Origin of the sequence: Actinocrinis sp. (assembly GCF_035946395.1) — a bacterium.
Taxonomy (GTDB): domain Bacteria; phylum Actinomycetota; class Actinomycetes; order Streptomycetales; family Catenulisporaceae; genus Actinocrinis.
In genome coordinates, this window is the sequence record NZ_DASYZI010000038.1 from 1 (window position 1) to 12,832 (window position 12,832).

At 71.1% G+C, this 12,832-nt stretch carries 9 protein-coding genes; 4 read left to right on the forward strand and 5 right to left on the reverse strand.

The window, feature by feature from the left end; translation table 11 throughout:
* Window positions 1-165: 165 nt before the first annotated feature.
* Window positions 166-1,092 (reverse strand): proline dehydrogenase family protein, encoded by a 927-nt coding sequence (locus tag VGS97_RS02630; protein ID WP_326851540.1) that lies wholly within the window; start codon window positions 1,090-1,092, stop codon window positions 166-168.
* 188 nt (window positions 1,093-1,280) lie between these two features.
* Here VGS97_RS02630 and VGS97_RS02635 point away from each other — a divergent pair, with 188 nt between their 5' ends.
* Both VGS97_RS02635 and VGS97_RS02640 read left to right on the forward strand, forming a co-directional pair.
* A complete protein-coding gene (locus VGS97_RS02635; protein WP_326851541.1) occupies window positions 1,281-2,492 on the forward strand; it encodes a helix-turn-helix domain-containing protein in 1,212 nt (403 codons plus the stop codon).
* A 168-nt stretch (window positions 2,493-2,660) separates the two neighbouring features.
* The gene (locus tag VGS97_RS02640) at window positions 2,661-5,477 is read left to right on the forward strand and encodes an RICIN domain-containing protein (protein WP_326851542.1); all 2,817 of its coding nucleotides are present in this window, start codon (window positions 2,661-2,663) and stop codon (window positions 5,475-5,477) included.
* Between the two features lie 76 nt (window positions 5,478-5,553).
* Here the strand turns inward: VGS97_RS02640 and VGS97_RS02645 are convergent, their stop codons facing one another.
* Window positions 5,554-6,648: a DUF4349 domain-containing protein gene (locus tag VGS97_RS02645; RefSeq protein WP_326851543.1), complete on the reverse strand. Its 1,095-nt coding sequence runs from the start codon at window positions 6,646-6,648 to the stop codon at window positions 5,554-5,556.
* 268 nt (window positions 6,649-6,916) lie between these two features.
* Here VGS97_RS02645 and VGS97_RS02650 point away from each other — a divergent pair, with 268 nt between their 5' ends.
* Window positions 6,917-8,134, forward strand: coding sequence for an MFS transporter (locus VGS97_RS02650; protein WP_326851544.1), 1,218 nt, complete (start codon window positions 6,917-6,919; stop codon window positions 8,132-8,134).
* On the opposite strand, the gene VGS97_RS02655 is transcribed toward VGS97_RS02650, so the two are convergent.
* A complete protein-coding gene (locus VGS97_RS02655; RefSeq protein ID WP_326851545.1) occupies window positions 8,094-8,825 on the reverse strand; it encodes a rhomboid-like protein in 732 nt (243 codons plus the stop codon). The genes VGS97_RS02650 and VGS97_RS02655 overlap by 41 nt on opposite strands.
* A 225-nt stretch (window positions 8,826-9,050) precedes the next feature.
* Here VGS97_RS02655 and VGS97_RS02660 point away from each other — a divergent pair, with 225 nt between their 5' ends.
* Window positions 9,051-9,779, forward strand: a complete 729-nt coding sequence (locus VGS97_RS02660; RefSeq protein WP_326851546.1) for an HAD family hydrolase — start codon at window positions 9,051-9,053, stop codon at window positions 9,777-9,779.
* A 329-nt stretch (window positions 9,780-10,108) separates the two neighbouring features.
* Here VGS97_RS02660 and VGS97_RS02665 read toward each other — a convergent pair whose 3' ends face one another.
* Window positions 10,109-11,338, reverse strand: a complete 1,230-nt coding sequence (locus VGS97_RS02665; RefSeq protein WP_326851547.1) for a DUF1501 domain-containing protein — start codon at window positions 11,336-11,338, stop codon at window positions 10,109-10,111.
* A 60-nt stretch (window positions 11,339-11,398) separates the two neighbouring features.
* Window positions 11,399-12,739: a DUF1800 domain-containing protein gene (locus VGS97_RS02670; protein WP_326851548.1), complete on the reverse strand. Its 1,341-nt coding sequence runs from the start codon at window positions 12,737-12,739 to the stop codon at window positions 11,399-11,401.
* Between the last annotated feature and the right edge of the window lie 93 nt (window positions 12,740-12,832).

Sequence of the window (12,832 nt, forward strand, 5' to 3'; positions counted from 1 at the left end):
TGTGCCGCGAGGTCGCCGAGGGCACGCTCCAGGCGGCCGCGCTCGGCACTGCCCGGACCGTATCCGAGCGCCGGCTCGTTGACGGGGACGGGGACCTGCGTTACGGCGTCCATGGCACTCCTTCGCTGTTCGGGGCTCAGCTGTGGTTCAGCTGCGATTCGGGTCTCAGCGGCCGATCAGGGCGCGCAGGAAGAACGTGACGTTGGCGGGACGCTCGGCGAGCCGGCGCATGAAGTACCCGTACCAATCCGTACCAAAAGGCACGTACACCCGCACCCGCTCGCCGCTGCCCGCGAGCCGGCGCTGCTCGTCGGTCCGGATGCCGTAAAGCATCTGAAATTCGTACTGCCCGCGTACGCGGCCCGCCGCGTGGGCGGCCCAGCCGGCGACCTCGATCATCCGCGGATCGTGGCTGGCGATCATCGGGTAGCCGCCGCCGGCCATCAGGATCTCGGCACAGCGCCGGTACGCGGCGTCGACGTCGGGCTTGTGGGTGTGCGCGACCTCGGCGGGCTCGGCGTAGGCGCCCTTGACCAGGCGGACGCGCGAGCCGGAGTGGGCGAGGTCGCGGCAGTCCTGTGGGGTGCGCAGCAGCATCGACTGGAGCACCGCGCCCACCCAGGGGTGGTCCTGGCGCAGTTCGCGCAGGATGCGCAGGGTCGAGTCGACGGTGGTGTGGTCCTCCATGTCGAGGGTGACGGTGGTGCCGACCGCCTCGGCGGCCTCGCAGATCGCGCGGGCGTTCTCCAGGGCCAGCTTCTCGCCGATCTCGGGCAGCCCCTGCCCCAGCGCGGAGAGCTTGACCGAGACCTCGGCGCAGCCGGTCAGGCCGTTGCGGCTCAGCACGGTGAGCAGTTCGACGTAGGCGTTCCGGATCGCGGTGGCCTGCGTGGCGTCGTGGGTGTCCTCACCGAGGTGGTCGAGGGTCGCGTACAGACCGTCGGCGGCCAGTTCGCGCACGGTGCGGATCGCCGCCTCGACGCTCTCTCCTGCGACGAACCGGTCCACGACGCGCCGGGTGACCGGGAAGCCGACCACGGCCTGGCGCACGCGCGGGCTTCGCGAGGCCCGCAGCAAGAGAGTCGAGAGCACGGGCACTGCTTGCCTCCGGCGGGCGCGAGTCGAGGACGGATGGGGACGGAGGTCTCCGCGCTGCCCACGCTATGAATACGGCGACCGTCCGGCGAGATACCCGTGTCCGAGCGTATCCACCATTTTCTCATACACTTGTCTGATCCGGGCAGGCGTGTCTCGGACATCCCCTCAGCGAGGGAGCGCGCATGGGGCCAGACCTACAGGACCTGGTGGACGAGGCGGCGCTGGTCTGCGGCGCGCCCGCGACGCTGGAGGACCGCGAGTTCAACCTGGTCGCGGTGAGCGCGCACAATCGGGCGGGCGACGCGGTCCGGCAGGACTCGATCATGCATCGCCGCTCGACCCCGCAGGTGCGCAAGTACTTCGAGTCGTACGGCATCGCGCACGCCGCGGGTCCGGTGCGCATTCCGCCGGATCCGGGGCGCGGGCTGCTCGGGCGGCTGTGCGTCCCGGTGCGCTGGCAGTCCGTGACCTACGGCTACCTGTGGCTGCTGGAGGATCCCGAGTCGGGCTTCGGCGACGCGGGGTTCGCAAAGAGCAGTGTGGCGCCGCTGCCGGCGCTGCTCGCGGTGGCGGGGCGGGCCGGGATCGAGATGGCGCGGCGCTCGCGGCTGCGCGACGACCTCGGCTGGAAGGTCGGCGACCTGCTGTCCACGTACCCTGAGACCCGCGCGAAGGCCGCGGAGGAGATCGCCGAGTCCTGGTCGCCGTCCCCCGGCGGCGCGGTCGCCGTGATCTCGGTGCGCGCGGTGGGCACGTCCGACCCGGTGTTCGTGAACGCGTGGCGGCTTCCGCGCACGATCCTGGTCGGCTCGGGCGAGCACGCCTCGACGTTCATCGTCCCGCTGACCGAACCGGATGACCTGTCCGCGGCACGCGGCGTCACCCGGCAGGCCTTCGCCGCACTGGCGTCGGCCGGCCCGCCGGCCGCATCGCACGCACCGACACCGGTCGCGGGCATCGGCGGTCCGGTCGAAGGGCTCGTACACGCACGGCAGAGTTGGCTACAGGCGCGGATCGCCGCGCGCGTGGCGGCGCATCGGGCCAGTACGGCGCCGCAGCAGAGCCGAACAGTACTGGAGTGGCCGGAGTTGGGCGTATACCGGCTGCTGGGCGCGGGCACGGACGCGGCCTTGCGCGAAGCGATGCTCACGCCGGGCGTCGCCCGCCTGCTGGCGGAGGGCGGCTCCGACCTGACACGCACCGCAGAGGTCTACCTCGACGAGGCGGGCAGCGCGCAGCGCACCGCGCAGGTGCTCGGCATCCACCGGCAGACGCTCTACCACCGGCTGGAGCGGATCGAGCGGCTCAGCGGCCTGAGCCTGGACCGCGGTCGTGACCGGCTGCAACTGCACCTGGCGCTGACCCTGCTGCCGGGCCTCGGTTCCCCCTCTTGACAGAACCCGCATGGGGGCGTTCGGTATTGGCGCAGAATGTTGAGCGAATGTGACATTTTGCGTTTGTTTCTCAGCCGAACATGAGGACCCCCTATGCGGAACCGGACAACGAAGTCACGACCGAACCCACATCGCACAGCGTTCCTCACCGCGATCAGCGCCCTGAGTATGGCGGGCGCGACGCTCGTCGCCGTCCCCTCCGCCGCGCACGCGGCCACCACCTCGATCACCGTCGACGGAACCTCCGCCGGGCGCACCTTCGACGGCATCGGCGCGATCAGCGGTGGCGGCGGCAACAGCAGACTCCTGATCGACTACCCCGAACCCGAGCGCAGCCAAATTCTCGACTACCTGTTCAAACCCGGTTACGGCGCGGCCTTGCAGATCCTGAAGGTCGAGATCGGCGGCGACACCAACTCCACCGACGGCTCGGAGTCAAGCATCGAGCACACCAGCGGCAGCGTCGACTGCACCACCGGCTACGAGTGGTGGCTGATGGAGCAGGCCAAGGCGCGCAACCCGGGCATCAAGCTGTACGGGCTGGCCTGGGGCGCGCCCGGCTGGGTCGGCAGCACCTTCTGGACCACCGCCACCATCAACTACCTGGTCTCCTGGCTCGGCTGCGCAGCGTCGCACGGCCTGACCGTCGACTACCTCGGCGGCTGGAACGAGCGCGGGTACAACATCTCCTGGTACGAGCAGCTGCGCTCGACCCTCGACTCCAGCGGCTACTCCTCGGTGAAGATCGTCGGCGCCGACTCCGACTGGTCGATCGCCAACGACGTGCAGACCAACTCGGCCTTCGCCGCTTCGGTGGACGTCATCGGCGCGCACTACCCCTGCGGCGGCGACGGCGGGGCCGCGACGACGTGCTCGACCACGAGCAACGCGCTGGCGACCGGGAAGCCGCTGTGGGCGAGCGAGAACGGCTCGCAGGACGAGGACTCCGGTGCTCCAGCGCTGATCCGCTCGATCACCCGGGGCTATACGGACGCGAAGATGACCGCGTACATCAACTGGCCGCTGGCCGCCGGGATCTACGCGAACCTCGGCTACGAGACGACCGGTCTGATGGTCGCGAACTCGCCCTGGTCCGGCTGGTACGACATCGGCGCGGAGACCTGGGCGACCGCGCAGGTGACCCAGTTCACCGCGCCCGGCTGGCGGTTCCTCGACACCGGCAGCGGCTATCTCGGCGGCGCCGAGTCGAACGGCTCGTACGTGACGCTCAAGTCCACCGACGGCACCGACTACTCGACGATCCTGGAGACGACCACGGCGAGCGCCGCGCAGACTGTGACGTTCTCGGTGACCGGCGGGCTGTCCGCCGGCGCCGTGCACGTCTGGTCGACCGACCTGGCGTCGAATAACCCTGCTACGTACCTGGTGCACGCGAGCGACGTGACGCCGTCATCGGGCTCGTACACGCTCACCCTCCAGCCGGGCTACGTCTACACCGTGACCACCACGACCGGCCAGGGCAAGGGCACCGCGCAGCCGCCGGCCAAGGCCTCGCTCGCGCTTCCGTACTCGGACTCCTTCGACTCGACCGCCGGCGGCCAGTCCCCCGCCTACCTGTCCGATCAGGACGGCTCGTTCCAGGCGGAGCCGTGCACCGGCCGCTCCGGCGAGTGCGTGCGCCAGATGGCCGCGCAGGCTCCGGTCAACTGGGACAACCCGGCGAACCCGTACACCACGCTCGGCGACCTGAGCTGGACCGACTACACGGTCGCGGCGGACGCGCTGATGGAGCAGGCCGGATCGGTGCAGTTGCTGGCGCGGGTCAACACGCAGCACCCGTTCTCCGTCGCCGGGATCAAGGCCTACTACCTTCAGCTGTCCTCGGCCGGCGCCTGGTCGATCGTGAAGAACACGTATGGCGGAACCCTGACGACGCTCGCGAGTGGGACGGTCGCGGCCCCCGGAACGGGCACCTGGCACCATCTCGCGCTCACGGCCAGCGGCTCGACACTGACCGCGGCGATCGACGGGACCACGGTCGGCTCGGCGTCGGACTCCTCATACCCGGCGGGCCAGGTCGGGCTCGGCATCGGCGGCTGGCAGACCGACCAGTTCGACAACCTGTCGATCACTCCCGTCGGCGGCAGCGGCGCCAACGGCGGGGCTCCCGTGGCGGCCACCTACCAACTGCTCAACCGCAACAGCGGGCTCGCACTGGCGGTCAGCGGCGGCTCGACGTCGTCAGGCGCACTGATCGTGCAGTCGGCTCAGGCTGCGGCCGGATCACAACAGTGGCAGCTGCTCGGGGAGCACAACGGCTACGACAAGCTGGTGAACGTGGCCAGCGGTCTGGCACTCGACGTCCCCAGCAGCTCGACGGCGCAGGGCACGCAGCTCGACCAGTGGTCCGACAACGGCGGCGCGAACCAGGCTTGGTCGGTCGTCGGCACAGGCACCGGCTACTACACGCTGACGAACGAGAACAGCGGGATGGTCGCCGACGTGACCGGCGACTCGGCCTCGGCGGGCGCCGCGGTGATTCAGTGGCCTGCCGCCGGCGCGGCGAACCAGCAGTGGCAGCTGGTCGCGATCCCGGAGCCGAACGCCACGTACACGCTGGTCGACAAGAACAGCGGGATGCTCGCGGACATCTCGGGAGGGTCCACGTCGAATGGCGGTCTGCTGCTCCAGTGGGTGCCGAACGGCGGGCTCAACCAGCAGTGGCGGCCGGGCGCGTCCGGAAGCTACTGGACGCTGCTGAACGTGAACAGCGGACTGCTGCTGGAGGTGCCCAACAACTCGACCACGCAGGGCACGCAGCTCGACCAGTGGTCGGCGAACGGCGGTGCGAACCAGCAGTGGTCGCTCACACCGGCCGGGAACGGCGCATACACGCTGGTGAACCACAACAGCGGGATGCTCGCGGACGTGAACGGCGCCTCGACGCAGGAGAACGCGACGGTGATCCAGTGGCCGTCGAACGGCGGTGCCAACCAGCAGTGGTACCTGACGCTCGACTACTGATACCGGCCTGACGCGACTGGGAGCCCGGTGTGTCCGACTCGGCGGAAACCCGAGCCGGACACACCGGGCAGGACCGTCAGTCCCCGGATGGGGCTGGGGATTCGGAGGGCTCGGAAGCCGCGAGGACGGGCGTTCGCGGGCCGCGCCGCGTCTTCGACCAGCGCACCAGCCGACGCACCGGCCACCAGAGGACCACGACGACCACCGCGTACGGGATCAGCCAGCCGATCGTGACCAGCAAGGCGCGCACCACGGCCAGGAACCCGTGCCAGCCGGCCGTCAGGCCTCGCATGAACCCGGTGTGCACCGCAGGCGGCGCCGCCGGGGCGCCTTGGGAATAGTACCCGACCGTGATCGTCGCGTACTGCACCTGATCGGCCAGCGCAGCCTGCTGCGACTCCAGGGATTCGAGGTCGGATTCGCGCTGGGCCAGCGCCTGCTCCAGCGCGATCAGGTCGTTCATCGAGGCCGCCTTGTCGATCAGCGTCCGCAGTTCCGCGATCGCGGCACGCGCGGAGCTCACCCGGCTCTCGACATCGGCGACCTGGCCGGTCACGTCGGTCGCGGTCCGGCTCTGGTAGGTGACCGAGCCCTTGCCCGCCAAGGCGCCGAGCACCGAATCGACGCTCTGCGGCGGTACGCGCAGGACCAGCAGCGCCTGCGTGCTGTCGGACGCTCCGGTCACGTCGGGGAGTGCGGCCGGAGCAGACCCCTGATCCTGGACCGCCGCGCCGCCCGACGAGCTGTCAGTCATCGCCGACGGCGTGGTGGAAGGCATGGCCTGCGATCCCGAGCCGATCGACTCCCCCGCGACGTAGCCTCCCGCGTTTTGGGCGATGATCTGCGCGCGCTGCGCTGCGGCCGCGGCGTCGTCCGTCTTCACCTGAAGCCCGGCCGTGATGATCAGGCTCCGGCTCGGCAGTTTGATCGGGCTGCCATTGGCCGCCGAGCCGCTGTTCGCCTGGGCCTGGCCGCCCTGCGCAGCCGGACCGGGTGCGCCCGCCGCCGCGCGGCCCTGCGCGTCGGATGTCGACGCCGAGTTGCTCGTGCTCCCGCTGCACGCGCTCAACGCGAGCGGCGCCGCGATCAAAAGCGCGACCAGCCCCGTCCCCGCACCGACCAGCCGCCGCCTCGGCACCACGTCCGCGCGATACGTCTTTCGTAGCCGCATGAATATGCGCCCCGCCCTCTACATCCATCGCCGCGCGGCCCGATGCCGCACTTCGCGCACCTTGGACGGCGGCGCGGCCAGCGCTGTTCCGCCGGAACGTCTCCGTTCGATATCGATCGCCCGCGCGCACGGGAAAACCTGAACATCGGGTCATATTTTTCGGCCCGCCCCTTTGCAAGCTCCGCGCACGACTCTTACGCTGCCCCAACAGCGCCGTCAGACCGACCGGTCGGATGGCGGGGACGCACGGGCGGAGGGCGAGCGGACCGTGAGCGGCATCGACGTGGGCCTGCGGCGGGCGCGCGGCGCGCTGTTCGTCGCCTTCGGCGCGCAGGGCTTCTCGCTGATCGCGCTCACCAGCGAGATCCCGACCCTGGAGAAGCGGCTGCACATCGGCGACTCGGCGGTGGCCGAGGTGCTCGCCGTCACGCTGGTCGTCGCGGCGCTCGGTTCGCTGGCGGCCGGGGCCCTGGTCGGCCGGTTCGGCTCGCGCGTCGTGCTGCGCGTCTCACAGCTGCTGGTTCCGGCCGCGGTGATCGGCATCGGGGCCGGGCACTCGCTCGGCGCGGCGCTGCCGTTCATGCTGCTGTTCGGCGCGGCGATCGGCGGCGTGGACGCGACGACGAACATGCAGGCGGTGGCGCTCCAGCGGCGTTACGGCCGGTCGATCATCCTGTCCTTCCACGGCGTGTGGGCCTTCGGCGCGGCGATCGGCTCGGCCGCCGCGACGCTGGCCACCAACACGCATACCTCGCTGCTCGTCTTCTACATCGCGGCGAGCGTGCCCGTGGTCGTCGCGCTGCTCGCGGTGGGCCGATTCCTGCTTCAAGGCGTCAAGGACGAGACGGTGGCCGTGGACGAGGCGACCGGTCGGCCGCCGGCCATCGCATGGCGGCCGATGCTGGCCGTGTGCGCGGTGATGGCACTGGCCTACTTTGCCGATTCGACGGTCTCCAGCGCGGGCGGCCTCTACATCCAGGACGGCTTGCACGGCCACGGCTGGCAGATCACCATCGTCTACTTCGCTTACGCGGTGCCGTTCATGGCAGGACGCTTCGCCGGGGACCGGCTCACCGAGCGACACGGCGGCGTACCGGTCGGCCGGACCGGGGCGGCGATCGCGGCGCTGGGCTTCCTGATCTCGGCGGCCGCGCCCGGCCCGCTGGTCGCGCTGCTCGGGTTCGCCGTGGTGGGCCTCGGGATCTCGGTGATGGCCCCGCTGTGCTTCACCGCGGCGGGCCGGCTCGACCCGGCGGAGACGGGAGTGGCGGTGGCCCGGCTGAACATCTTCAACTACGTGGGCTTCCTGTTCGGCTCCGCGCTGGTCACCGGGCTGTGGGGAGCCGGCGTGCCGCACCGGGCCGGCCTGGCGGTGCCGCTCGTCGCGGCGGCGGCGATCGCGGCCTTCGCCTACGGCTTCAGCGAGCGGCGCACGGCCCGCACGCTCAGCCTGAGCGAAGCGACGCCCACGCCGCACGCGCACTGACCAGCGGGTCGACGGACCCCGGCCTGCCGCGGGTCAGCGGGAAGCAGGCCAGCCCGAGTAACAGCGCCGTGAAGTGCCCGATATCGGTGAATGCGGTGTAGCCGCTGTTGCGCAGCACGGGATCGCCGTAGAAGACGATCAGTACTGCGGCGTAGAGATAGCGCCACGGCGACGCGATCAAGAAAGTGAGCACGCCCTCGACCCCGGCGAGCGCGTAGCTGACTCCGATGTCCGGGATGAAAGCTGCGGACGACGGGGCCGTGCCATGCCGGATGTCGTAGTAGACGACGCTCTGGCTGATGTACGTCGCGCCGACGTGTGAGACGACCACCACGGCGAGCCAACGCGCGGTGCCGAGCCAGCGTTCGGCCGGCGCGTGGAAGACGGTGTAAAGGAACAGGTACGGCCACCAGTGCCCGCCGTCGATCCACAGTGCGCTGGAGATCAGCACGCGTACGGGATTGTGCGACAGCTCGTGCAGATTGGTCGAGCGGTGCAGCACGAAGCGGTGCCGGAACTGCGGGCTGAACTGGTTCATCACGACAGTGGTCACGAGCAGGGCGGCCAGCCAGGAGAAGGTGGCGGGCGCGTTGCGCACGTAGTCCCACACGCTCCGGACTGCGGCCTTCAGCGCGGCCTTCAGGCGCACCGATCCACGCGCTCGGCGGTCACGGCGCGCCAGGTCGGCCATGGGTCCATCATGGCGGGGCCTCGTGAACGCCGCCCGACGGGGACGCGGAGCGCTGTTCCCAGGTGGGTTGTCCGGGAACGGTCCGACAACGCGGCGAGCGTGCGCGGCAGGCGTCACGACCCTGGCCCCACGGCTCAAACACCTCATACATCCGCCGCGTCGCCGTACACCGCAGTACACCGGGCCGAAGATCGCCGCTCATCGCGGTGAGGGAGACTGGACGCCATGCGCACCCATCTCTTCAGCCTGCCGACCGCCGTCGAGGTTCCCGAGCAGGAACTGGACGGCCCGGTCCCGCCGATCGAGGCGGTGCTGTTCGACTTCGCCAACACGCTGTTCCGCATGGTGCCCACCGACGTCTTCCTGCGCCGGGTGTGGTCGGCCGCCGGGCTGGACGTCGCAGACCTCGACGTCGAGGCGGTGGCGCGCCGGGTGCGGGACGCCGCCTCGCTGCCGCACGTGCTCGCGGCGCAGGAGGGCCGGGACAGCTCCGAGGAGCAGCACCTCGAAGCGACGCGGGTCTGGTTCGGCGAGGTGCCGGCGCTGGCCGGGATCTTCGACGTCGCATACGAGGCGGTGCTCGCGCGGGAGAACTGGTTCCCGTACGACGACACCGCGCCGGTGCTGCGGGAACTGGCCGCCCGCGGCGTGCCGGTGGGCGTGGTCAGCGACATCTGCTGGGATCTGCGCCGCGACTTCGAGGCCGCGGGGCTCGGCGGCGCGGTCGGCGCATACGCGCTCTCGTACCAGCTCGGCTGCGAGAAGCCCGATCCGCGGATGTTCCTGAAGACCTGCGCCGACCTCGGCGCGGACCCGCGGCGCACACTCATGGTCGGCGACAACCCGGCCCGCGACGGCGGCGCGGCCGCCTGCGGACTTCGAGTCCTGATCCTGCCGTCCGAGCCGCGCACCGGCGAGCGCGGATTGCGCAGTGTTCTGCGATTGGTGGGCTGAAAAGCGGGTAGGACGCGGCGTAGGCCTCTTGGGCGTTGACCACGCGGCGGCCGATGCCGACGCTCGTGTCGGCACTCGTATCGGCCGCGACCTGCGGTGCGACCCCGGCGCACGGGGCGCGCGAGGGGCGGATCGCGGGGCGCACTTCCGCCAAGGCCACTGACGCGTTAGAATGTTCAACATTGAGGCAGTGCCCGCTCCCCCCGTGGCGGGCCACCTCCGGACGTGGCCTGATCACCCGCGTCCCGGCGGCTTCGCGCTCCCCCCGTGGCGCGAAGCCGCCCTCTCTTTACGGCCCTTCCGGGGTCCGGACCCGGCTTCGTCAGTGCTCAGACGAACGACAGGGCGGGGAAGGAGCCTCCGAGCACGGACGCCGGATCGACGCCGAGGACCCGGTCGAGCACGGTGGCGTAGACGCAGCGGAAGTCGGTGTGGAACTTCAGATCCCCGGCGTCCAGGTCGTTCAGCGACGGCTGCTCGCCGACGAATCCGCCGCGCACCGAATCGCCGAGCACGAAGACCGGTCCCGCCGTGCCGTGATCCGTGCCCTGATTGGCGTTGGCGGCGACGCGCCGGCCGAACTCCGAGTAGGCGACCAGCACGACGTCCTTCGCCCGCGGACCGGCGGAGATGCGCTGCTGGAAGGCGCCGAGCGCGTCGGAGACCTCCTTGAGCAGCGTGCTCTGCGTGCCCTTCTCCGCCGAATGGGTGTCGAAACCGCCCAGGCTCACCGCGTACACGCGGGTCGGCACGGACGACTCGATGCAGCTCGCGACGATGTCCAGCTGCTGGGCCAAGCTGCCGGCGGCCGCGCCCTTGCCCGCCGCGCTGGACGCGCCGCCGCGCGCCGACAGGCTCGGGCCGAACGCACTGGCCACAGTGAACAGATCCGCAGTGTCGCGCGCCGCGTAGGCCGCGTTGGGGCAGTCCTGCGCGGACGAATGGCCGAGCGCTTGCAGGGCCGATCCGGCCGCGCCCTTCGGGACGGCGAAGCGGCCAAGCGGCAGTGCCGAGCCCGCGGTCTTCGTGCCGGCCAGCAGCGGCGGCAGGACTCCGCCGAGGGAGACCGCGCGCAGGGCACGCAGCTGGTCGTCGGGCTGCGCGTCGAGCCAGCGGCCGAGCCAGCCGGAGGTCGACGGCTCGGTGGGCGAGGCGGTCTGCCAGATGTCCATCGAGACGAAGTGGCTGTGGTTCGGCTGCGGGTAGCCGACGCCACGCACGATCGCCAGCCTGCCGCCGGTCCACAGGTCGTGCATCGCGGTCATCGAGGGGTTGAGCCCGAGGCCCTCGCCGAGGTCGAGGACCTCGTGCTGCTGGTAGGCCAGGTCGGGCCGGGCGCTCCGGTAGACGGGGTCGGCGGCCGGGACGACCGTGTTCAGGCCGTCGTTGCCGCCGTAGAGGGTGAGCAGCACCAGGATTCCCGCGCCCTGCGGCAGCGGGTCCTTGGCCGCAGCGGAGTGCAGTTCGTTCCAGGTGATCGCGCCCGCCCCGCCGACGAGCGCGGCGGCGCCGGTGACCCCGGAGGCGAGGAGGAACTTGCGGCGGGTGAGCGTGTCCATGGCGGGTCCTGGTCCTGGCCTCGCGGCCCGGCGCGGTTCGGCCGGGCCTGGTTGACGGCCTCAGTTGACGGCGTACTCGGGACTGAGCAGCGCGAGCCCGACCAGGTCGGCCGGGTTCGCGGCGAGGTCCGCGAGCGCGGACCTGGTCCGGTCGGAGAAGGCGTCGATGCCGAGCAGGTGCGCGACGGCGTCGATCCGGTCGGCCGCGGCGGCGTCGGCGACCTGGCCGAGATCGCCGGCGGTGGCGGCCCACTCGGCGAAGACGATGCGGGCCTGGGTCGCGGCGGTGGTCAGCCAGGGCGTGCCCGAGGGCCAGCCGCCGACGTTCGGCGGCAGGAACGGCACTTGGCCCATCCCGGTCAGCGCCGCGCGCAGGATCGCCGACTCCTTCGCCGCGCCGTCGGCCGGCGGCGTGATCCTCAGCGCGCGCAGCACTCCGACGACGTACTCGACCGGCTGCTTGACCAGCGCATACCGCGCCGAGAGCGTACCGGAGGCCGGGCTCATGAACACAGGATCGGTGAACACGGCGCGCGCGAGAGCGGCCAGGTCGTGGCCCGAACCGTATGCGCCGGTGAGGCGGGCGAGCACGTCGGCGGGGACCGGGCTCGACGACGCGAGACGAAACCACATGCGCGACGCGATGAAGCGCGGGTTCGCCTGCTGCGCCATCAGCAGATCGGTGAAGGAGTCGACGTCGAAGGACGCGGTTTTGCCCAGGATCGTCTCCGGCCCGGCGGCGTGCGGGCCCGGGGCGAAGACGGCCTGGCCGGAGGCGCGGTTCAGCCGCCAGCCGGTGAGGGCGAGGGCGGCCTGGCGTACGTCCTGCTCGGTGTAGTTGCCGACGCCGAGCGAGAACAGCTCCATCGACTCGCGGGCCAGGTTCTCGTTGGGAGCCTTGGCGGTGCTGCCTGCGGCGTCGAGCCAGATCATCATCGCCGGATCGGTGAGCATCGCGCGCATCAGAGTGCGGAAGTCGCCGCCGCCGAGCGCGCGCTGGGTCTGGTTCTGGCCGAGCATCAGCTGCGCGCTGCGCACCTTCTGGACCGAGGTCGCGAAGTGGCCGTGCCAGAAGAAGGTGCGTTTCTCCGCCCAGGGCCGCCGGGCGGCGGTCATCCGGGTGATCCACCACGCGATCAGGTCGTACGCGGCCTGGGTGCGCTCGGCGTTCGCGGCCTTCTTCTGCGCCGGGGTGGCCTGCCCTCCGGCCGCTGGCTCGGCCAGGCCGCTCGGCGGTGGTGTCGCCTCCGCTCCCGGATCGGCGCCCGGAGCGAAAAGCCCGTCGACGAGCGCCTGGTAGCCAAGTCCCACGGCCGCGTCGATCTCGGACCCGCTCGCGCCGAACCCGCTGCGGCGCAGCAGGTGACCGACCAGCGCGCGGTCCTGCTGACTAGTCGTCACGCAGCCAGTGTCGGCCCGAGCGGGTAAGGACGAGGTAAGAGCATTCTCACTGCTGCCCTACACATCGCTGCCCTACATCACTGCGCTGCCACT